Annotated in this window: 23 protein-coding genes and 1 pseudogene; 5 read left to right on the top strand and 19 right to left on the bottom strand. The window is 63.6% G+C overall.

Going from position 1 to position 20,742, the window contains the following annotated elements:
- Nucleotide 1 precedes the first annotated feature (1 nt).
- The 5 genes from QQL24_RS03200 to QQL24_RS03180 form a co-directional block, all read right to left on the bottom strand.
- A complete protein-coding gene (locus QQL24_RS03200; RefSeq protein WP_284310622.1) occupies nucleotides 2-616 on the bottom strand; it encodes an urease accessory protein UreE in 615 nt (204 codons plus the stop codon).
- Between the two features lie 267 nt (nucleotides 617-883).
- Nucleotides 884-2,596, bottom strand: coding sequence for an urease subunit alpha (ureC, locus tag QQL24_RS03195; protein WP_284310429.1), 1,713 nt, complete (start codon nucleotides 2,594-2,596; stop codon nucleotides 884-886).
- Nucleotides 2,597-2,708: 112 nt separating this feature from the next.
- On the bottom strand, nucleotides 2,709-3,014 hold the full coding sequence (locus QQL24_RS03190) for an urease subunit beta (RefSeq protein WP_284310428.1): 306 nt from the start codon (nucleotides 3,012-3,014) through the stop codon (nucleotides 2,709-2,711).
- Nucleotides 3,015-3,111: 97 nt separating this feature from the next.
- Entirely contained in the window at nucleotides 3,112-3,414 is a 303-nt protein-coding gene (locus QQL24_RS03185; RefSeq protein WP_284310427.1) for an urease subunit gamma, read from the bottom strand.
- A 111-nt stretch (nucleotides 3,415-3,525) separates the two neighbouring features.
- Nucleotides 3,526-4,353 (bottom strand): urease accessory protein UreD, encoded by an 828-nt coding sequence (locus QQL24_RS03180; protein WP_284310426.1) that lies wholly within the window; start codon nucleotides 4,351-4,353, stop codon nucleotides 3,526-3,528.
- Nucleotides 4,354-4,553: 200 nt separating this feature from the next.
- Between QQL24_RS03180 and QQL24_RS03175 the strand changes: the two genes are divergently transcribed.
- Complete coding sequence (locus QQL24_RS03175; RefSeq protein WP_284310425.1) at nucleotides 4,554-5,018, top strand: Hsp20 family protein; 465 nt, start codon at nucleotides 4,554-4,556, stop codon at nucleotides 5,016-5,018.
- 116 nt (nucleotides 5,019-5,134) lie between these two features.
- On the opposite strand, the gene QQL24_RS03170 is transcribed toward QQL24_RS03175, so the two are convergent.
- The 3 genes from QQL24_RS03170 to QQL24_RS03160 all read right to left on the bottom strand — a co-directional run bounded on the left by QQL24_RS03170 (nucleotide 5,135) and on the right by QQL24_RS03160 (nucleotide 8,106).
- Nucleotides 5,135-5,575: a hypothetical protein gene (locus QQL24_RS03170; protein WP_284310424.1), complete on the bottom strand. Its 441-nt coding sequence runs from the start codon at nucleotides 5,573-5,575 to the stop codon at nucleotides 5,135-5,137.
- A 131-nt stretch (nucleotides 5,576-5,706) separates the two neighbouring features.
- Nucleotides 5,707-6,756: a GTPase ObgE gene (gene obgE / locus QQL24_RS03165; RefSeq protein WP_284310423.1), complete on the bottom strand. Its 1,050-nt coding sequence runs from the start codon at nucleotides 6,754-6,756 to the stop codon at nucleotides 5,707-5,709.
- Between the two features lie 174 nt (nucleotides 6,757-6,930).
- Entirely contained in the window at nucleotides 6,931-8,106 is a 1,176-nt protein-coding gene (locus QQL24_RS03160) for an aspartyl protease family protein (RefSeq protein ID WP_284310422.1), read from the bottom strand.
- A gap of 304 nt (nucleotides 8,107-8,410) precedes the next feature.
- Between QQL24_RS03160 and QQL24_RS03155 the strand changes: the two genes are divergently transcribed.
- The 3 genes and pseudogenes from QQL24_RS03155 (at nucleotide 8,411) to QQL24_RS03145 (ending at nucleotide 9,639) form a co-directional block, all read left to right on the top strand.
- The gene (locus QQL24_RS03155; RefSeq protein ID WP_284310421.1) at nucleotides 8,411-8,953 is read left to right on the top strand and encodes an invasion associated locus B family protein; all 543 of its coding nucleotides are present in this window, start codon (nucleotides 8,411-8,413) and stop codon (nucleotides 8,951-8,953) included.
- Nucleotides 8,954-9,044: 91 nt separating this feature from the next.
- Nucleotides 9,045-9,335 (top strand): annotated as a pseudogene (locus QQL24_RS03150) (type II toxin-antitoxin system RelE/ParE family toxin).
- Nucleotides 9,336-9,348: 13 nt separating this feature from the next.
- The gene (locus tag QQL24_RS03145) at nucleotides 9,349-9,639 is read left to right on the top strand and encodes an addiction module antidote protein (RefSeq protein WP_284310420.1); all 291 of its coding nucleotides are present in this window, start codon (nucleotides 9,349-9,351) and stop codon (nucleotides 9,637-9,639) included.
- A gap of 135 nt (nucleotides 9,640-9,774) precedes the next feature.
- Here the strand turns inward: QQL24_RS03145 and betA are convergent, their stop codons facing one another.
- The 3 genes from betA to betI all read right to left on the bottom strand — a co-directional run bounded on the left by betA (nucleotide 9,775) and on the right by betI (nucleotide 13,649).
- Nucleotides 9,775-11,433, bottom strand: coding sequence for a choline dehydrogenase (gene betA / locus QQL24_RS03140; RefSeq protein ID WP_284310419.1), 1,659 nt, complete (start codon nucleotides 11,431-11,433; stop codon nucleotides 9,775-9,777).
- A gap of 100 nt (nucleotides 11,434-11,533) precedes the next feature.
- The gene (betB, locus tag QQL24_RS03135) at nucleotides 11,534-12,997 is read right to left on the bottom strand and encodes a betaine-aldehyde dehydrogenase (protein WP_284310418.1); all 1,464 of its coding nucleotides are present in this window, start codon (nucleotides 12,995-12,997) and stop codon (nucleotides 11,534-11,536) included.
- Nucleotides 12,998-13,016: 19 nt separating this feature from the next.
- Entirely contained in the window at nucleotides 13,017-13,649 is a 633-nt protein-coding gene (gene betI, locus QQL24_RS03130; protein WP_284310417.1) for a choline-binding transcriptional repressor BetI, read from the bottom strand.
- A 183-nt stretch (nucleotides 13,650-13,832) separates the two neighbouring features.
- Here betI and QQL24_RS03125 point away from each other — a divergent pair, with 183 nt between their 5' ends.
- The gene (locus QQL24_RS03125) at nucleotides 13,833-14,045 is read left to right on the top strand and encodes a hypothetical protein (RefSeq protein ID WP_284310416.1); all 213 of its coding nucleotides are present in this window, start codon (nucleotides 13,833-13,835) and stop codon (nucleotides 14,043-14,045) included.
- A gap of 162 nt (nucleotides 14,046-14,207) precedes the next feature.
- Here the strand turns inward: QQL24_RS03125 and QQL24_RS03120 are convergent, their stop codons facing one another.
- The 8 genes from QQL24_RS03120 to rpmF all read right to left on the bottom strand — a co-directional run bounded on the left by QQL24_RS03120 (nucleotide 14,208) and on the right by rpmF (nucleotide 20,715).
- Entirely contained in the window at nucleotides 14,208-14,663 is a 456-nt protein-coding gene (locus tag QQL24_RS03120) for a pyridoxamine 5'-phosphate oxidase family protein (protein WP_284310415.1), read from the bottom strand.
- A gap of 132 nt (nucleotides 14,664-14,795) precedes the next feature.
- Nucleotides 14,796-15,197, bottom strand: a complete 402-nt coding sequence (locus tag QQL24_RS03115; protein ID WP_284310414.1) for a F0F1 ATP synthase subunit epsilon — start codon at nucleotides 15,195-15,197, stop codon at nucleotides 14,796-14,798.
- Between the two features lie 63 nt (nucleotides 15,198-15,260).
- The gene (gene atpD, locus QQL24_RS03110; protein ID WP_284310413.1) at nucleotides 15,261-16,691 is read right to left on the bottom strand and encodes a F0F1 ATP synthase subunit beta; all 1,431 of its coding nucleotides are present in this window, start codon (nucleotides 16,689-16,691) and stop codon (nucleotides 15,261-15,263) included.
- A 36-nt stretch (nucleotides 16,692-16,727) separates the two neighbouring features.
- Nucleotides 16,728-17,135 carry an organic hydroperoxide resistance protein gene (locus QQL24_RS03105; RefSeq protein ID WP_284310412.1) on the bottom strand — a complete coding sequence of 136 codons (408 nt, stop codon included), beginning with the start codon at nucleotides 17,133-17,135 and terminating at the stop codon, nucleotides 16,728-16,730.
- 24 nt (nucleotides 17,136-17,159) lie between these two features.
- Complete coding sequence (locus tag QQL24_RS03100; RefSeq protein WP_284310411.1) at nucleotides 17,160-18,047, bottom strand: F0F1 ATP synthase subunit gamma; 888 nt, start codon at nucleotides 18,045-18,047, stop codon at nucleotides 17,160-17,162.
- A gap of 30 nt (nucleotides 18,048-18,077) precedes the next feature.
- Entirely contained in the window at nucleotides 18,078-19,604 is a 1,527-nt protein-coding gene (gene atpA / locus QQL24_RS03095; RefSeq protein ID WP_284310410.1) for a F0F1 ATP synthase subunit alpha, read from the bottom strand.
- The gene (locus tag QQL24_RS03090) at nucleotides 19,604-20,164 is read right to left on the bottom strand and encodes a F0F1 ATP synthase subunit delta (RefSeq protein ID WP_284310409.1); all 561 of its coding nucleotides are present in this window, start codon (nucleotides 20,162-20,164) and stop codon (nucleotides 19,604-19,606) included. Before QQL24_RS03090 ends, atpA begins: the two co-directional genes overlap by 1 nt.
- 365 nt (nucleotides 20,165-20,529) lie before the next feature.
- Nucleotides 20,530-20,715, bottom strand: coding sequence for a 50S ribosomal protein L32 (rpmF, locus tag QQL24_RS03085; protein WP_068294749.1), 186 nt, complete (start codon nucleotides 20,713-20,715; stop codon nucleotides 20,530-20,532).
- Nucleotides 20,716-20,742: the final 27 nt, after the last annotated feature.

Below are 20,742 nucleotides of genomic sequence, written 5' to 3'. Positions count from 1 at the left end.
ATCAGTCGTGATGATGCTTGCCGTGATGGTGGTCATCATCGTGGCCATGCTCATGCTTGTGATCGTGGTCACGCTTGTGACCGTGGTCGTGATGATCATGATCGTGGTGGTCATGGCGATGGTCGTGATCGTGATCATGATGCCCGTGATCATGCGCGTGGGCGTGATGATCATGGCCATGCTCATGGTGATAGGCCCCGCCTTCCGGCTGGAACGGCCCCTCGATCTCGACGACCTTGGCGCCCAGGCCTTTGAGCATGTCGGCGATGACATGGTCCTGGCGGATGCGCAGCCATTTCGGCCCGATCTCGGTCTCCAGATGCCGATTGCCGAGATGCCAGGCGAGCCGCATCTGGTGCAGCGGGTCGCGCCCCTTCACCTCGAGCAGCGGCTCGGCCTCGGCCACGATCTCGATCAGGCGGCCATCTTCCAGGAGATAGGCATCGCCATGGGCGAGCGCCGGCGCCTCGGCGAGATCCACCAGCACCTCCAGCCCGCCCACCGTGGTGATCACGCCCCGGCGGCGGCGGCGATCCTCGAAGGTCAGCACGACACTGTCGGCAATGGACTTGGCCTCGACCTTGGGGGCGGGCACGAACGAATGGGCGTGAAGCATGGCAACCCTGGGAGCACGGACATCTTGTCCGCTCTTCCTATCCTTCATACGAGGCGTTTCCAAGGGCGTTTACTGGGAGCGCTGACGTCTCGTCCGCAATGCACTGCGGCGCGAGCAGGAGGAAGCGCAGGCGCGGTGTGCCGGTCTTCGGACCGGCATCTTCCCAACCAACAAACGAGACCCTCGCGGACATACCGGTCTGAAGACCGGCACACCGATTGACGGTTGCGTTTCCAAGAGCGGACGAGGACGTCCGCGCTCCCAGCGCTAAAACAGAAAATACCGCTGCGCCATCGGCAGGCTCTCTGCCGGCTTGCAGGTGAGCAGTTCCCCGTCCGCCCTCACCTCATAGGTCTCGGGGTCGACCTCGATATGGGGCGTGGCGCTGTTGTGGATCATCGAGGCCTTGGAGATGCCGCCACGTGTGTTCCTGACCGGCAGTAGCGTCTTCGACAGCCCATAGCGCTGGCCGATGCCGGCATCGAGCGAGGCCTGGCTGACGAAGGTCACCGCGCTCTTGACAATGGAGCGGCCGAAGCCGCCGAACATCGGGCGGTAATGCACCGGCTGGGGCGTCGGGATGGAGGCATTGGGGTCGCCCATGGCGGCGGCGGCGATGGTGCCGAGCTTGAGGATCAGGTCCGGCTTTACCCCGAAGAAGGCGGGCGACCACACCACGAGATCGGCAAGCTTGCCCACCTCCACCGAGCCGATATGGGCGTCGAGCCCATGGGCGATGGCCGGGTTGATCGTCACCTTGGCGATATAGCGCTTCACCCGGAAATTGTCGTTGCCGGCGCCATCCTTGGAGAGGCGCCCGCGCTGCACCTTCATCTTGTGGGCGGTCTGGAAGGTACGGATGATCACCTCGCCCACGCGCCCCATCGCCTGGCTGTCGGAGGCGATGATGGAGAGTGCGCCCATGTCGTGCAGGATATCCTCGGCCGCGATGGTCTCCTTGCGGATGCGGCTTTCGGCGAAGGCGATGTCCTCGGGAATGGACGGGTCGAGGTGGTGGCAGACCATGAGCATGTCGAGATGCTCTTCCAGCGTGTTCACCGTGTAGGGACGCGTGGGATTGGTCGAGGAGGGGATGACGTTGGCCAGCCCTGCCACCTTGATGATGTCGGGCGCATGGCCCCCGCCCGCACCTTCGGTGTGAAAGGCATGGATGGTGCGGCCCTTGAAGGCGGCGATGGTGTCTTCGACAAAGCCGGACTCGTTCAGCGTGTCGGTGTGGATCATCACCTGCACGTCGTAATCGTCGGCAACGGCGAGGCAATTGTCGATGGCGCCGGGCGTGGTGCCCCAGTCCTCATGCAGCTTGAGGGCGCAGGCGCCTGCCTCGATCTGCTCGACGAGGCCAGCCGGCAGCGCCGCGTTGCCCTTGCCGGAAAAGGCGAGGTTCATCGGGAAGGCCTCGGCCGCCTGCAGCATGCGCTCCAGATGCCAGGGGCCGGGCGTGCAGGTGGTGGCGTTGGTGCCCGTCGCCGGGCCGGTACCGCCGCCCAGCATGGTGGTGACGCCCGACATCAGCGCCTCCTCGATCTGCTGGGGCGCGATGTAGTGGATATGGGTGTCGATGCCACCGGCCGTGACGATCTTGCCCTCGCCAGCGATCGCCTCGGTGCCCGGGCCGACGATGATCGTGATGCCCGGCTGCACATCGGGATTGCCGGCCTTGCCGATGCCGACGATGCGCCCGTCCTTGATGCCGATATCGGCCTTGATGATGCCGGTATGGTCGATGATCAGCGCGTTGGTGATCACGGTATCGACAGCGCCTTGCGCCCTGGTGGTTTGCGCCTGGCCCATGCCGTCGCGGATCACCTTGCCGCCGCCGAACTTCACTTCCTCGCCGTAAAGGGTGAAGTCCTTCTCGACCTCGACGATCAGCTCGGTATCGGCGAGGCGGACCTTGTCGCCGACGGTGGGCCCGAACATGTCGGCATAGGCGGCGCGGGGCATCTTGAAGGGCATGGATTTCTTCCTGGGAGCGCGTGCTATTCGGGGGGCGGGTCTTCAGACCCGGCATTCTTGGCGAGGAGTCAGGACGGAGAAGAAGAGCCGGGTCTGAAGACCCGCCCCCCATTCACAACTTCCCCATGACATCCTGGCGGAAACCATAGACCTCCCGCTTGCCGCGAAAGGGCACGAGATGGACATCGCGGCTCTGCCCCGGTTCGAAGCGCACCGCCGTGCCGGCCGGGATATCGAGCCGCTTGCCGCGCGCCTTGTCGCGGTCGAAGGAGAGGCCGGGATTGCTCTCGAAGAAATGATAATGGCTGCCGACCTGGATCGGCCGGTCGCCGGTGTTGGCGATGGTGAGCGTGGTGACGGCAAGGCCGGCATTGAGCTCGATGTCGCCTTCGGCGGGGATGATTTCACCGGGGATCATGGTCTCTCCTGCTGGGAGCGCGGACGTCCTCGTCCGCTCCTCCCTTGTCGTAGAACATACCGTTTCCAAGAGCGGACGAGGACGTCCGCGCTCCCAGTCATCTAATCGGATGATGCACGGTCACCAGCTTCGTCCCGTCCGGGAACGTCGCCTCGACCTGCACGTCGTGGATCATCTCGGGAATGCCCTCCATCACCTGGTCGCGGGTGATGACACCGGCCCCGGCCTGCATCAGGTCTGCCACGGAACGCCCGTCGCGGGCGCCCTCGACGACGAAATCGCTGATCAGGGCAATCGCCTCGGGGTAGTTCAGCTTCACGCCCCGTTCGAGCCGCTTGCGGGCGACGATCGCCGCCATGGCGATCAGGAGTTTGTCTTTTTCACGCGGCGTCAACTGCATTGCTACGACCTTCTACGCATGGTCCCGAAAAAGCTGCGGACTCTTCGGATGAGATCATGCGTCACCATGAATCACCTGAAAGGCATGTCTCCCAAGCAAGAGACATGCCTTTCAGGTGTGCCAGACGCGGGGCAGTTCGCCACCGAGCGCCCCGAGCAGCGGGATGAGCACACGGCGCAGCGCAGCGCCATCCTCCGCGATCACGCGGGCAACGCAAAGCCTCTCAAATGTGCTGATTCCGCCCTCTGCTGCCTCTTTTGTGAGCACGTCGCGAGCTGCCTGGAGATGGGAGGCGGCGTCGGGAACGACCAGCAGCACGGTGGCATAAGCAGCCGCGCCCTTCAGCGTCGCCGCAGCCGACAGGCGGGCCGCGAGATCGCCGTCGAAAGCGGTCTCCTCGGCGAAGACCAGCTTGCCGGCGCGCCGCACCCGCCAGGAATCGCGGAACAGGCCCTGCGTCAGGCTCTCCCCCGAAGCCTTGCGGCCGAGCAGCACGGCTTCCATGGCGAGAAGCCTGGCATCCTCCGTCATCTCGACGGTGAGCCTGCGCCTGAGGCGCGCGCGGTCGAACAGGATGGTCTCCTGCGGCAGCCAGGCAAGCGAGGCGCCCTCCGCCAGGGAGAGACGCGTCTCGACCAGGGCATCGCTGCCGTCGGAGCGGTAGATCTTCTCGCAAGCCTGCGTGGTCGCCAGCGCCCGCGCGCCGGGCGCGAGGCTCAGCGCCGCATCGAAGCGGTCGCCGCCGGTCAGGCCGCCGGAGGTGTTGACGACCACCGCCTCCAGGGGGCGGCCCGCGGCGATGGCGGGAAACAGCAGCCGCCCGCAGCCGGACTGCGCCAGCTCGGCAACGACATGGCGCTCGCCGCGCCTGGCGACGCCGAGGGAAACAGAGCCCCGCGCCCGCTCGAGCACAGGTTGTTGGAGGGCGGGCACGGTCACTGCACGTTTTAATCCTTTGGCTGGGATCATGCAGGAAACGGGCCAGCCTCTCATAGACGAGATTCCTGCAAAACACCCCTTGAAACCCGCAAATCCCTCACCAAATCCAGTCTTGTGCAGGCCCAGGAGGGATGCACGTGTCAGCTCCGGCCCTTGTGGCGGAGCACCCCTACGGCTTGTCGCTTCAAAGGAGGATAGCCATGCGTCAGTTTGATTTCTCGCCCCTTTACCGTTCCACCGTCGGCTTCGACCGTCTCTTCTCGGCCCTCGACCAGGTTGCCGGGTATGATGGCTCTGCCACCACCTACCCGCCCTACAATATCGAGCGTACCTCGGATAACACCTATCGCGTCTCCGTTGCCGTCGCCGGCTTCGCCGAGAGCGATATCGCCATTGAGGTGAAGGAGAATGCCCTCACCATTCGCGGCGAAAAGGCCGAGAACAAGGAAGAGAAGAAGGGCGAAATCCTGCATCAGGGCATTGCCGCGCGCGCCTTCGAGCGCCGCTTCCAGCTTGCCGACCATGTGCAGGTAACCGGCGCCAGCCTCGAGAACGGCCTGCTCCATGTCGACCTTGTCCGTGAGATCCCGGAGGCCAAGAAGCCCCGCCTGATCCCGATCAACGGCTCGGCTCCCAAGCAGGTCGAAACCAAGGCTGCTGCATAAGCTTCCGCAGTAGAAATCGTATGGAGGGCGCTCCGGGCAACCGGGGCGCCTTTTTGCTGGGAGCGCGGACATCACAGCGACATGCTTGGATGTCGCTGTGATGTCCATGGTCCCAGTCAACACCCCGGGGCATTCGCCTGGAAGCGGCACCAGCCGGGCTGGAGTTGGCCGGCGGAATTGAACGGATACTGGATCACACCTATCGGATGCGGTGGCTTGGGCGCCTGATAGGGCGGGAACATCATACGCGGCGGCGGCGCTGCCGTGATGGGCGCCACACCGGCTTGCTCGGTCTGCGAGGGCGTGACGATCCCCGCGGTCCCGGAGCCGCGCAGGGGCACGACAGCAACGATCTTGCCGGTCTCGCCGTCCACCGTCACGCGCACGCGCTTGCGCTTGGCGTCGATGGCGGCGGCATAATAGAAATTGCGATCATGGGTTACACCGCCGATGCCGGAATAGCCCGCCTGCGTCATGACACGGATGGCCTGTTTGGGCGTCAGCGCATCGGCGAGCGCGGGGGAGGCCGCACACAGGCCGAGCAGAACCGCCAGCATGATGCCGACTGCCTTGCTCTTTCCGGCTGCAGGAAAGCGGCAGCGGCGAGGGCCTGACGCCTTCCTCAAAAATTCCATTGCCATTTCAATTGCTCGCTTCGGCCGAAGCTGGTCCTTCCCCGAGGCCGGCTTCAGGGTTGCCAGGTATTGTTCTTCTCCAAAACCGGCTTTTCAATGATCGCATCGGCGGTTTTTGCCGTCCCGATGATGTCGAAGAGCTGGCGAAGAGCCTCCTGGATACCTTCGCCCGAGGCGGAGGAAAGGGCGATCGGCGCCTTCTTCGCCGCCCGCTTCAGGCGCGCCATCTGCTCCTTCAGGAGTTCGGGCGACAGCGAGTCCACCTTCGACAGCGCCACGATCTCCGGCTTGGCGGCAAGATCCTCGCTATAGGCGGCAAGTTCATTGCGGATCACCTTATAGGCCTTGCCGGCGTGCTCGCAGGTGCCGTCGACCAGGTGCAGCAGCACGCGGCAGCGCTCGACATGGCCGAGGAAGCGGTCGCCGAGGCCATGGCCCTCATGCGCACCCTCGATCAGGCCGGGAATGTCGGCGAGCACGAATTCGCGTCCGTCGACGCGCACCACGCCAAGGCCGGGATGCAACGTGGTGAAGGGATAGTCGGCGATCTTCGGTTTGGCCGCCGTCACCGTGGCCAGGAAGGTCGACTTGCCGGCATTGGGCAGGCCGACGAGGCCAGCATCGGCGATCAGCTTGAGGCGCAGCCAGATCGTCTTCTCCTCGCCCGCCAAGCCGGGATTGGCCCGGCGCGGCGCCTGGTTGGTCGAGGTCTTGAAATAGGCGTTGCCGAAGCCGCCATTGCCGCCCTTGCAGATCACCGCGCGCTGGCCGACCTCGGTGAAGTCGGCGATCATGGTCTCGCCGTCTTCCTCATAGATCTGCGTGCCCACCGGCACCTTCAGGATCACGTCGGGCGAATTGGCGCCGGCGCGGTTGCGGCCCATGCCATGCACGCCGGTGCGCGCCTTGAAATGCTGCTGGTAGCGGTAATCGATCAGCGTGTTCAGGCCGTCGGTGCATTCGGCCACGATCGAGCCGCCCCTGCCGCCGTCGCCCCCATCCGGGCCGCCGAATTCGATGAATTTTTCACGCCGGAAGGAGACGCAGCCCGCACCCCCGTCACCGGCTTTCACATAGATCTTGGCTTGGTCGAGAAATTTCATGGCCTTGGCTTTGTTCTTGAGGAAGACAAGTCCGTTGCGTCGGCCAATTCTCCCACCGCGCGAGCCCCACGGCTCACGCCTTTGCTATCGATGCTGTCGCGTTGATCGCGCTGACATAGTGGTTCCGGCCGGAAAAGGCGAGGATTTTCCTGCGTTCTTTCTTCGAAAGCCGCATCAAGGCGTGCTCTTGGCCTTCAACGAAAGTTCTCCGCCTGTCATCGTCAAATTGAAGCGAGCGAGAAACGACATGCCGATGAGGCCATCCACGCCGTTGCCGAGCGTAGGCTTCTGGACCACGAGAACGACCTTGCTTGCCTGAGCGTGGCCGAGGCGCACCGTGGAGGCGGATCCGAGATCAGCCGTGATCTCGCCATTGGCGGTCTGAAGCGTTACCGCGCCGGCGTTGATGATATCGACCTGGGCCTTCTTCGCGAAGTCCTCGGTGAGATCGACGAAAGAGGCGCCGGTATCAACGATGAAGGTGCCGGACGTGTTGTTCACCTGTGCCTTGACCAGGATGACGCCATTGTCTGACTGCTTAAAACGATCGGTGCCCTTGGCGGTATCGGTGTCGCACGTGCCCCTGGCGGCGTAATCCCTGACCATCTTCTTTGTCTGCGTGGTGTCGCGCTCGACCGGATCGAGCATGACCCAGGTCTCGATCGCTGTGATGGCATCGCAGGAGCGGCCGAGGTGATCGTAGATATTGGCGAGCTGGAAGAAGACGGCCGAGTTGATGTCCTTCGGGCTGCCCAGCAACTCGATGGCGTTGATGTAGAAGGGCAGCGCATCGGCCCACCGCTCCTTGGCATTGGAGGCCTGGCCGCGCAGATATTGGATCTGGCCATTATAGGGGTTGGCCTTGATCAGTTCATCGCCCAGGGTAACGGCCTTGTCATAGTCGCCAAGGCCGAAATAGAGATCGGCGGCACGGTAGAGCTCGTTCTCAGTACTCTTGCAGGCCTTGGCGAAGCCTTCCAGAGCCTGCGCCGCGGCAAGAACCTTGCCAGTCTGCTCCAGAGCAACAGAGAGATCATAGATGCCGGATTTGTCGCAAGGCTCGACCTGAAGCTTGCCGAGGGCGGCCTGGACATTGTCCTGATAAGCGACATTGGCGGCGAGGGGCACGATGCCGAGATGCTGGTAGACCGCGCTGAAATCGGCGCCGATTCCCTTGCCGACAGCGCCCGCGACGGACTGGCGCCCGAAGTTCAACAGGCCGTCGATATCACGGTAGAAATAGAGACCGCCACATACGAGAAGGGCAATGATCACCAGGCCGACGATGGGGCCTCCTGCCCATTGTTGGCGTGGCGGTCCGCCGATGCGGTCGCGTTCGTCGAGCTGCATGGATGTTCGAAAGCGTGAGAGGGCCTTGTAATCGTTGTTTCCTGTCGCAGGGGAATTTGCAACTGTAAATCGTGTCGCCGTCCCACGGTCGGAGTTTTCGCCAACCATGCGGACCATACCGGGTGATCTCATTGCCCTTGCTCTCGAGGGCCGCTTTACCTTCGTGGAGTTTGTGCACGCCTGATCACACCGCCACCGCCAGCCGATCATCGAACCAGCAGTTCTCGAACGGACTGGGAACTTTCCTGTTGCATCCAGGGCAGCGCGATGCTGAGAACGGCGGCCGGGCAGTTCGGAGGTATCCATGTTCGTTCCCAGGGTGGTCTCGAGAGGCTTCCTGCGTTTCGCGCTTGCCGTCGTGGCCAGCCTCGCTCTGCTACCCATGGCGGCGGCCCAACAGGCGACGGCACCCGAGCCGGCTCCGCAATTCGGCGACTGGCAGCTGCAATGCGATCCGCCCGCGGGCCCCGGCAAGCAATGCGCCCTGGTGCAGACGGCAAGCCCGGCCCAGGACCCGGACCTCTATGCCAATGTCCTCCTGATCCGGCTGGACCGGAACAGGCTCCTGCTGCGCATCATCGCCCCGCTTGGCGTGCTGGTGCCGACGGGCGTCGGTCTGAACATCGACGGCAATGATGTAGGCACCACCGGCTTCACGCGCTGCCACCTTTCCGGCTGTCTTGCCGACGTGCTGGTAAATGAGGACCTGCGCAAGAGCCTCCTGGCCGGCAGCAACGCCTCCCTCACCCTGCATCAGACGCCTGAGACCACCCTCGACTTCACTTTCAAGCTGGACGGCACGAGCAAGGGCCTCGCCGCCCTGCCCCCGCCGCCGAAGGCACCATAGTTAAAGATGGGCGTAATGCCTGCAAAGCCGGGGAGACTCATGTTTGTCTCCTATAGTTGACACATGACGATTTGTTTCCTATAAGAAACACATGATCGAGGTTCGGCAGACCCGCATTTTCCAGGAATGGCTTGCCGACCTCACAGATCGCCGAGCGGTCGAGCGAATTGCGCAAAGGCTAGTTCGACTGCAATCCGGCCTTTTCGGGGATGTCAAACCGGCCGGTGATGGCCTTAGCGAACTTCGTATCGACTATGGCCCGGGCTACCGACTTTATTTCGTCCAGTAAGGTCGAACTCTGGTGATTCTGCTTTGTGGCGGCGATAAGCGGACACAGGCCCGGGACATCAGGGTGGCAAAAGAAATGATGAAGGAACTTTGAAGGAGGTAGACACATGGCACTAGAGACACTCCCCTTCGACGCCGCCCCTTATCTGATTGATCCGAAGGCACAGGCTGAACTGTTGACGGATGCCCTCGAGACGGGGGATGCCGGTTATATCGCAAATGCGCTCGGAACCATCGCACGTGCACGCGGCATGGCGCAGGTCGCCAAGGACGCGGGTGTTACACGCGCCTCACTCTATAAGGCGCTCAGTTCGGAAGGCGACCCGCAACTGACGACATTGCTCGGCGTCATCAAAGCCCTGGGCATCAAGCTTACAGCCCAGCCGATCTCGGGCTGAGGCGCGAGGGACAACGCACCTTCGGCATATGCGCTGGCTCGGTGTGCCAACCTCCAGGTCGGCACTCTTTCCTCGAACGTCCCGGTTCCATGCCGACCTGGAGGTCGGCACACCAATCGGTGTCCCCGGCAAGGCTTACCGCTGCTTCGTCTGCCAGTCCTTCGCCTGATAGAAGGGCGCGTTGGACGGCGGCAGCATGGTCTTGCCGAGGATGTGATCGGACGCCTTTTCGCCGATCATGATGGAGGGCGCATTGAGGTTGCCGTTGGTGATCAGCGGAATGATCGAGGAATCGGCAATGCGCAGGCCCTCGATGCCGACGACGCGGGTTTCCGGATCCACCACCGTCATCGGGTCGGAGGGATCGCCCATCTTGCAGGTGCCGGAGGGGTGGAAGGCGCTCTCGACATGCTGAGCGATGAAGGCGTCGATCGCCTCGTCCGAGGTCACGTCCGGACCCGGCTGGATCTCGCGGCCGCGGTAGGGCTCGAAGGCCTTCTGCTGGAAAATTTCGCGCGTCAGCCGCACGCAAGCGCGCATCTCCGTCCAGTCGTCCGAGTGACTCATATAGTTGAAGCGGATCAGCGGCGCCTCGCGCGCATGCTTCGATCTCAGCCGGATATGGCCGCGGCTCTTGGAGCGCATCGGGCCGACATGGGCCTGGAAGCCGTGCTCGCTGGCGAGCGAAGCGCCGTTATAGCTCACCGCCATCGGCAGGAAGTGATACTGGATGTCGGGATAGGCAATGCCGGCATGCGAGCGGATGAAGCCGCAGGTCTCGAAATGATTGGTGGCGCCCAGGCCCGTATTGCGCAGCAGCCATTCCACGCCCACCCTCGCCTTGGCGAGCGGATTGACTACCGAATAGAGCGTGATCGGCTGGGTGCTCGCCATCTGGAAGTAGAATTCGAGATGGTCCTGCAGGTTCTCGCCGACGCCCGCCAAATCATGCAGCACCTCGATGCCCATGGCCTGCAATTCGGCGGCGGGGCCGATGCCGGAGAGCTTGAGGAGTTGGGGGTCGTTGATCGGGCCGGCGGAGAGAATCACCTCGCGGCGCGCCTTGACGCGCTTGAGCTGTGAGCCCTGCCAATATTCGATGCCCACCGCCTTCCGGCCTTCGAACAGGATGCGGCTCGCCAGCGCATGGGTCTCGACCGAGAGGTTCGGTCGTTTCATAGCCGGCTTAAGATAGGCATTGGCGGCTGACCAGCGGCGGCCCTTGTAGACCGTCATGTCCATGCGGCCGAAGCCCTCCTGCTGGTAGCCGTTGACATCCGGTGTCGTAGGATAGCCGGCTTCGGCGGCCGCATCGACGAAGGCTTGGTAGAGCGGGTTCTTCAGCCGTCCATAGGAGGTCTTGAGCGGGCCGTCGCTGCCGCGATACTCGTCGCCACCCTCCTCGCGGCCCTCGGCGCGCTTGAAATAGGGCAGCACGCTCGCATAGTTCCAGCCGCGCGCGCCGTCCTCTGCCCAGGCTTCATAGTCCATGGCGTGGCCGCGGATATAGACCATGCCGTTGATCGAGGAGGAGCCGCCCAGCACCTTGCCGCGCGGCGTGTGCAGGCTGCGCCCGCCGAGCGCCGGCTCGGGCTCGGCGTGGTAGCGCCAGTCATATTTCGGCGAGTTCATCGGGATGGAGAGTGCGCTCGGCATCTGGATGAAGACGGAGCCATCCTTGCCGCCGAATTCCAGCACCTTGACGGTGTGCGTGCCGTTCTCGGTCAGGCGGCTCGCCATCGCGCACCCCGCCGAGCCGGCGCCGACAATGATGTAGTCGAAGGTATCGGTCATGGTTTTCCCGGGTGCGCGGACGTCTCGTCCGCTCTTCCCTTCTCACAAACGTCACGTCTCCCAAGAGTGCGGACGAGACGTCCGCGCACCCGGGAGAATCTCAGTACGGTGCGTCGATATCGCCCAGGGCGACATAGACGCTCTTGATCTGCGTGTAGTGCTCCACCGCCGCGCGCGAATTCTCGCGACCCAACCCCGACAGCTTCACGCCGCCGAAGGGCAGCTCGATCGGCGTGACATTGTACTGGTTGATCCAGCAGGTGCCGGCCTCGAGATTGGCGATGACGCGATGGCCGCGGGCAAGGTCCGTGGTGAAGACACCGGCCGAGAGGCCATATTCGGTGTCGTTGGCCCGCGCCACCACCTCGTCCTCGTCCTCGAAGCTCAGCACCGTCATCACCGGCCCGAAGATCTCCTCGCGCACGATTGCCATGTCATCCTGGCAGCCGTCGAACACGGTGGGGGCGACGAAGGCGCCCTTGGCGAGTGCGCCGGCGGTAACCCGGTTGCCGCCGGTGAGCACCCTGGCGCCCTCTGCTTTGCCCTTCTCGATATAGGACATCACCTTTTCGAGGTGCTCTTGCGAAACGAGGGCCCCGACATGCGTGTTGGGATCCAGGGGATCGCCGATCACCATCTTCTCGGTGCGCGCCTTGAGCCTGGTGAGGAATTCGTCCTTGACCTTCCGGTGCACGAAGACCCGCGTGCCGTTCGAGCAGACCTCGCCGGCCGAGTAGAAATTGCCGAGCAGGGCGCCCGAGACGGCGTTGTCGAGCTTGGCATCGTCGAACACGATCAGAGGCGACTTGCCCCCGAGTTCCAGCGTGACATGCTTCAGCGTCTTGGCGGCGTTAGCCATGATGATGCGGCCGGTGCCGGCCTCGCCGGTGAGCGAGACCTTCTTGATGACGGGATGAGCGACCAGCGCCTTGCCGACGCGGGCATCGCCCTGCACGACGTTGAAGACGCCATTCGGCAGCCCGGCTTCCTTGAAGGCCTCGGCGAGATAGGGGGCGGTGAGCGGCGTCTGCTCGGAAGGCTTGAAGATCATGGCATTGCCGCAGGCAAGCGCCGGGGCCGACTTCCAGCAGGCGATCTGGATCGGATAATTCCAGGCGCCGATGCCGGCGACCACGCCGAGCGGCTCGCGGCGGGTATAGCCGAAGGCGGCGGGGCCGAGATCGACATGCTCGCCTGTCAGCGTCGCTGCTATGCCGGCAAAATATTCCAGGCAGTCGGCACCGGAGAGCACGTCGACGGCAATCGTCTCCTGGATCGGCTTGCCGGTGTCGCGCGTCTCGATCTCGGCGAGCGCCTGGTTGCGTTCGCGCAGGATGTCGGCCGTGCGCCTGAGGACGCGGCCGCGCTCGGCGCCCGTCATGCGCGACCAGACCGCGAAGCCGGCCTTGGCGGCTTCAACGGCGCGCTCGATGTCGGCATCGCCGGCCTGCTGGATCTCCGCGATCGTCTCGCCGGTGGCCGGATCGATCGAGGGGAAGGTCTCGCCCGAAGTGGCATCGACGAAACTGCCGCCGATATGGTTCTTCACAACGCCGTAACGCATGGTTTCAAGGACTCCTTGGCTACCGGCCGATGCCGAGCAGCATGAATTGACTGTCGACGAAGCCGCCCGCGACCATGCGGGCCATGCGTCCATCGGGATCGTTGGCGAGAGTGGCGCGCAGCCAGAGCCCATCGATCATCGAAGCGATCGCCTCGGCGAGCGCCCGGGCCGGGTCGCGCATCAGGATGGGGCGCAGCGCATAGGAAAGATTGCCGGAGAGGCGGCGGTGATAGGCGCGCTGCACGCGGGCAAAGTTGGGCGAATGCGGCACCTGCGCCCAAAAGGCGAGCCAGACTGTGCCGATACGCCGCTCGAACTGGCTGGCGCCGAGCATGGTGTCGATCACCGCCTGCACGCGGGCACGCGGCGTGGTGGCATCGCGCATGCGGGCAGCCGCGGCGCGCGACAATTCGCGGGCGAGATGGCGCAGCGTCGCTTCCAGCAGCCCGTCCTTGTCGCCGAAATAGAAGGAGACCAGGCCGGTGGAGACATCCGCTCGGCGGGCGATCTCGGCGATGGTGGTGGCGTTGAAGCCCACTTCCGCGATGGCGACGATGGTGGCCTCGATCAGCTGGCGCCGCCGCACATCGCCGGCATCCACGCGGCGGAGCCGGACGGGGCGATCGAGAGAGGAGGGAAGACTGCTGGGCATCCAGGCACATTATTTTGAACGTTCAATCAGTCAAGGACAGATCACGAGCAAAGTGCCGATTGTGATGGCAGGAGGCATCTCAAAGGGGATGGCTAGCGATTCCCCTTTCCCTTTCGGCGCGAAGTCGGGCTATGCTGGCAGACGCCCTGCTGCGCGGAATCAAAAAAGGGGAGGAAAACCTGAATGCGCGACAAGACCACCGAAGGCCAACTCGTACCCGGATTGAATGTCATCGAGACGACGGAGACCGACAATATCCTGCGCTGGGACGGCCATATGGTTTATGTCGAGCACAAGGTCTTCCACAACGGCCAGATGGTGCATGAACGCTACAAGCGCCGGGTCACCGCCGAAGTGGCGAAGGCGCTGCTGGCAACGATCCAGCTGAACGGGTGAGCCTGGGCAACCTCGCAGACAGAGGCGGGGGATCCCCTGGGACCGCAGGCGTCTCGCCTGCCTCTGGGAACCGGGTCGCTTGCGGAAAAGGAAGATACAGGCGAGACGCCTGCGGTCCCAGGGGATCCCGCGTCTCTTATGGAAATGCCAGTGTTTCCGGAGTCAGCCCTCGGCCAACGACTTGTAATAGGCGCTCCAATGCCGCGCGAGCGCGTCGGCCTCCTCGCCGATGTCATAGACCGGCGAGCGCAGGAATTTGGCGTCGGCGATCTCGATCAGCACGAAGCCTTTCATCATGCCCGCCAGTTGCGGCCATTTCTCCGTGAAGCGCGCATGCAGTCCGTCCGGGAGCTCCGCGGCAGTGCACAGGCGGGCGGCACCGCGAATCCGGCAGGCCGTGCGGTGGAGGACATCGATAAAATTGACCTCGACAGCCGGATTGCGGGCGATATTCCTCACCGTGCCGGGCGAGCGGATATTGGAGAAGGCGATCGTCCTGTCGTCATGAATGAGAAACGTGCCCTTGGGCGAAACAGCCGGCGCTCCCTCCGGCGTCACCGTGGCCACGAGGCCGAGGCTGTGATGGGCGATCAGGTCCCGCATCTGCGCCGTGAGCATGGTGCACCTCTCCGTTCTCAGGAGTGGATCAGAGCGCAAATGAACGCGGGGCGTATACGCGATTTGCGACATGCACCAACAAGAAAGCGCGCCGGAGCGCGCTTTTCCAAACTCCACGGCTTAAGGCGAACATCAACCCAGCGTCTTCTGCAGATCCTTGAGCTGGCCGACCTTGAGGTCGGCGTTGGCCTTGGCGATGTCGCCATTGGTCGCGTTGGCCTCGGCCTCGGCGGCGGCGACCTCGCTCCGCAGCCTCTCGGCGGTAAGGTCCTCGACCGCAATAGCCTGCTCGGCGAGGATGGTGAGGCCGGCCGGGTTCACATCGGCAAAACCGCCGCGCACGAACAGGCGGCGGGGCGCGGCGGCGCCGGATTCCTTCACCACGATCACGCCGGGGCGGATGGTCGACATCAGAGGCGCATGCAGGGGCAGCACCTCGAAATCGCCCTCGCTGCCGGGCACGACGACGGAATCGACCGGGCCGGAGAACAGCAGCCTCTCAGGCGTGACGAGTTCGAATTGGAAGCTGGCCATCGGAGCGGTCCCTAATTCCTAGAAAGAAGAGGGGACGCGCATGACGTCCCCGATCAACTTGGCTTACGCGGCCTCGGCGGCCAGGCGCCTGCCCTTCTCGACGGCCTGCTCGATGGTGCCGACCATGTAGAAGGCGGCTTCCGGCAGGTAGTCATACTGACCTTCGGCGATACCCTTGAAGCCCTTGACGGTATCTTCGATGGGAACCTGCACGCCGTCCGAACCGGTGAACACCTTGGCGACGTCGAAGGGCTGCGACAGGAAACGCTCGATCTTGCGGGCGCGAGCCACGGTCATCTTGTCCTCTTCGGACAGTTCATCCATGCCGAGAATGGCGATGATGTCCTGCAGCGACTTGTAGCGCTGCAGGATCTGCTGCACCTGACGGGCCACCGCGTAATGTTCCTCGCCGACCACGGCCGGGGTGAGCATGCGCGAGGTCGAGTCGAGCGGATCGACCGCAGGGTAGATGCCCTTTTCGGCGATCGAACGCGAGAGCACGGTCGTGGCGTCGAGATGGGCGAAGGAGGTCGCGGGCGCCGGGTCGGTCAAGTCGTCGGCTGGCACGTAAATGGCCTGCACCGAGGTGATCGAACCCGTGGTGGTGGTGGTGATGCGCTCCTGCAACGCGCCCATGTCGGTGGCGAGCGTCGGCTGATAGCCCACGGCCGAAGGAATACGACCGAGCAGCGCCGACACTTCGGAACCGGCCTGGGTGAAGCGGAAGATGTTGTCGACGAAGAACAGCACGTCCTGGCCCTGGTCGCGGAAATGCTCGGCGACGGTGAGGCCGGTGAGGGCGACGCGGGCGCGAGCGCCCGGAGGCTCGTTCATCTGGCCGAACACCAGCGCGCACTTCGACTGGATGCCCTTGGGATTATGCGGATCGTCGTTGACCCCGGCTTCGATGAACTCGTGATAGAGATCATTGCCTTCGCGGGTACGCTCGCCGACACCGGCGAACACCGAATAGCCACCATGGGTCTTGGCGATGTTGTTGATCAGTTCCTGGATGAGCACAGTCTTGCCGACGCCGGCACCACCGAAGAGGCCGATCTTGCCGCCCTTGGCGTAGGGAGCCAGGAGGTCGACGACCTTGATGCCCGTGACGAGGATCTGGGCTTCCGTCGACTGTTCGGCGAAGCTAGGCGCGGGCGCATGGATCGGGCGCAAGCCTTCGCCATTCACAGGACCGGCTTCGTCGATCGGCTCGCCGATGACGTTCATGATGCGGCCGAGTGTGGCATCGCCCACCGGCACCGCGATCGGAACGCCGGTATCGGTCACTTCCTGGCCACGCACCAGACCTTCGGAGATGTCCATGGCGATGCAGCGAACGGTGGATTCGCCCAGATGCTGGGCGACTTCCAGCACCAGGCGCTGGCCGTTGTTGATGGTTTCAAGCGCGTTCAGAATCTCGGGCAGATGATCGTCGAACTTCACGTCGACGACGGCGCCGATGACCTGCGCAACGCGTCCGGTCTTGTTGGCCATGGGGTTCTCCAAAGTCTCTCTAAGTCTTGAAACGGATCAGACGACGGTCAGCGTGACAGGCACGTTGTTGCGGGTCGCCCGGGAATAGGGGCAGATCTGGTGGGCTTCCTCGACCAGCGCCTTGACCTTTTCGAGGTCGGCGCCGGGAATATGGACCTTCAGCTCCACCGAGAGGGCGAAGCTGATGTCGTCTTTGGTCAGGGTCACGGCGCAAGTGATCTTGGCGGCACCCCCGTCAAGGCCATGCTTGCGACCGAGGGCCACGATCGCCTGGCCATAGCAGGCTGAATAGCCGAGCGCGAAGAGCTGCTCGGGATTATGGCCCGCGCCATCGCCGCCAAGCTCTTTCGGGAAGGCCATGGCGAGCGCCAGGCCGCCATTGTCGAGAACCGCACGGCCCTCGCGGCCACCCTTGGTCGATCCAGAAGTCGTATAGGACGTCATCACGATACTCCTTGGGCCCTAACCTCAGAGTGCTTCCGCACCCGAGATGATTTCGATCAGTTCCTTGGTGATCATCGCCTGGCGCGTGCGGTTATAGGTGATCGTCTGCTTCTTGATCATCTCGCCGGCATTGCGGGTGGCGTTGTCCATGGCGCTCATCTGCGAACCATAGAAGGAGGCGTTGTTCTCGAGCAGAGCGCGCAGCACCTGGACCGAAATGTTGCGCGGCAGTAGCTCGGCGAGGATGGACGTTTCATCCGGTTCATACTCATAGGCGATCTTCTGGCCGCTCTCGCCCGCCTTGGGATCGGGCGTCGGCACTTCGGCGGGGATCAGGCGCTTGGCGGTGGGGATCTGCGAGATCACCGACTTGAAGGTCGAGTAGAACAGCGTGCAGACGTCGAACTCGCCATCGGCGTAGAGCTTGCGGACCTTCGAACCGACAAGATCGGCCTGCTCGAAGCCGAGAGTGCGCACGGCGCGGAAATCGACCAGCTCGATGATGTTCTTCTCGAACTGGCGCTTGAGCACGTCATAGCCCTTGCGCCCGACGCAGAGGATCTTGACCGTCTTGCCCTGGCCCACCAGCGCATTGGCACGCTCGCGGGCCAGGCGGGCGATCGAGGTGTTGAAGGCGCCGCACAGGCCGCGCTCGCCGGTGCAGACCACCAGGAGATGGGTCTGGTCCTTGCCGTTGCCGGCCAGGAGCGGCGGCGCCTGGCGCGGATCGGCGATCGAGCCGGCGAGGTTCGCCAGCACCGCATCGATCCGCTCGGCATAGGGACGCGCCGCCTCGGCCGCGCTCTGGGCGCGGCGCAACTTGGCGGCCGCGACCATCTGCATGGCCTTGGTGATCTTCTGCGTCGCCTTCACCGAGGCAATGCGATTTCTAAGGTCCTTAAGCGAGGGCATCGCTTCGCCTTCCTAACGAGAGCCGAACGATCAGGCGAAGGTCTTGGCGAATGCCTCGACCTGGTCCTTGAGCTGGGCGCCGACAGAATCGGCCAGATCGCCCGAGGAGCGGATCGCCTCGAGGATCGAGCCTTCGGCGCGCAGCTTGGCCAGCAAGCCGTTCTCGAAGCTTTTCACCTTGGCGACATCGACCTTGTCGAGGTAGCCGTTGACGCCGGCATAGATCACCACGACCTGCTCTTCCATCTTCAGCGGCGAGAACTGAGCCTGCTTCAGGAGCTCGGTGAGGCGGGCGCCACGAGCCAGCAGGCGCTGGGTGGTGGCGTCGAGGTCCGAACCGAACTGGGCGAAGGCGGCCATTTCGCGATACTGAGCGAGCTCGCCCTTGATCTTGCCGGCAACCTTCTTCATCGCCTTGGTCTGCGCCGACGAACCGACGCGCGACACCGACAGACCCACGTTCACGGCCGGGCGAATGCCCTGATAGAACAGGTCCGTCTCAAGGAAGATCTGGCCGTCGGTGATCGAGATCACGTTGGTCGGGATGTAGGCCGACACGTCGTTGGCCTGGGTTTCGATGACCGGCAGCGCGGTCAGCGATCCCAAACCGGCGGCCTGGCCCATCTTGGCGGCGCGCTCAAGCAGACGGGAGTGGAGATAGAACACGTCGCCCGGATAGGCTTCGCGGCCCGGCGGACGGCGCAGCAGAAGCGACATCTGGCGGTAGGCGACGGCCTGCTTGGAGAGATCGTCGTAGATGATCACGGCGTGCATGCCGTTGTCGCGGAAATATTCACCCATGGTGCAGCCGGCGAAGGGCGCCAGGAACTGCATCGGGGCCGGGTCGGAAGCGGTGGCGGCAACGATGATCGAGTAGTCGAGCGCGCCGTTCTCTTCCAGCACCTTCACGAACTGGGCGACGGTGGAGCGCTTCTGGCCGACGGCGACGTAGACGCAATAAAGCTTCTTGGTCTCGTCATTGCCCTGGTTGAGCGGCTTCTGGTTGAGGATGGTGTCGAGCGCCACGGCGGTCTTGCCGGTCTGGCGGTCGCCGATGATCAGCTCGCGCTGGCCGCGGCCGATCGGGATCAGGGCGTCAATGGCCTTGAGGCCGGTCGCCATCGGCTCGTTCACCGACTTGCGCGGGATGATGCCGGGAGCCTTGACGTCCACGCGGGCGCGGTGCTCGTAGGAAATCGGACCCTTGCCGTCGATCGGATTGCCAAGAGCGTCGACGACGCGGCCGAGCAGACCCTTGCCAATAGGTACGTCCACGATGGCGCCCGTGCGCTTGACGATGTCGCCTTCGGAGATTTCACGGTCGGAACCGAACAGCACGATGCCGACATTGTCGGTCTCGAGATTCAGCGCCATGCCGCGCACGCCGCCGGGGAATTCGACCATCTCGCCGGCCTGGACATTGTCGAGGCCGTAGACACGGGCGATACCGTCACCGACGGAGAGAACCTGACCGACTTCCGAAACCTCGGCCTCCTGGCCGAAATTCTTGATCTGGTCCTTCAGAATGGCGGAAATTTCTGCGGCGCGGATGTCCATCAGCCGACCTCTTTCATGGCGATCTTGATCGATTGGAGTTTGGTCTTGAGCGAAGCGTCGATCATGCGGGAACCGATCTTGACGATCAGACCGCCGATGAGGCTCGGGTCGACCTTGACGTTGAGAGTAATATCCTTGCCGGTCGACGCCTTGAGCGAGTCCTTGAGGATATTGAGATTGTCGTCGGAGAGAGGCTGGGCGGCCGTGACGTCGGCCGTAGCCTGGCCGCGGGCCTTGGCGACGAGCGCCGTGAAGCCGCGGATCATGTCGCCAACCGCGAAGAGGCGGCGGTTATGGGCGGCAAGCTTGATGAAATTGGCGGCAAGACCACCGATGCCGGCGCGATCCAGCACGGCCGTGATGGCCTTGGTCTGCTCATCGGAGGAAAAGACGGGGCTGCGAACGAGGCGCTTGAGGTCGGCGCTCTCTTCCACCAGGCCATTGAAACGGCCGAGATCGGCGGCAACGGAATCGATGGCGTTCTGCTCATTTGCGAGCTCGAACAAGGCGACGGCATAGCGGCCTGCCATGCCGGATACGATCGGTTCTTCCCCTGCCACCGCGCGTCTCTCTCTTGTAGCCGCTTCGGGAAAGAGACAGTCCAGCCCGGATTCCCCCGTGCCTGACCGCCCAACCCCTTGGCGGATATGTTGAATTTCTTTACGGTTGCAGAACCGGGCCCTCCCTTGCCCTGCAACACGAGCGCTCACCTAACACACAGGCTTTGCTGACGCAACAAGAGCCAAACACTGAAAAGGCGGGGAAAAATGCCATGCCCCCAGCATTTTTCCGCCCTGTTTCGCCTGGTTCTGGAAAGTGAACCGTTATAGCCGCGTGAAGACAAACAAAAGGGCCGGCAATTGCCGGCCCGGAAGAGGCGTTGCGCGGGGTTCCGCGCAAGACCTCAAATGTCGGATTTCAGCCCTCAGGCGTCAGACTTCTGGGTGAGAATCTGGCGGCCGCGATACATGCCGGTCTTCAGATCGACATGGTGAGGACGGCGCAGTTCGCCCGAGTCCTTGTCCTCGACATAGGTCGGGGCCTTCAAGGCATCGGCGGAACGGCGGAAGCCGCGCTTCATGCGGGAGGTTTTTCGCTTCGGAACAGCCATTGGTTTCTTCTTCGTGGCGTGCGGATG

The organism is Labrys miyagiensis (assembly GCF_030160835.1).
In the GTDB taxonomy this organism is placed as follows: domain Bacteria; phylum Pseudomonadota; class Alphaproteobacteria; order Rhizobiales; family Labraceae; genus Labrys; species Labrys miyagiensis.
The sequence above is the reverse complement of the archived record's forward strand: the minus strand, read 5'-3'. Positions and strand labels throughout refer to the sequence as shown.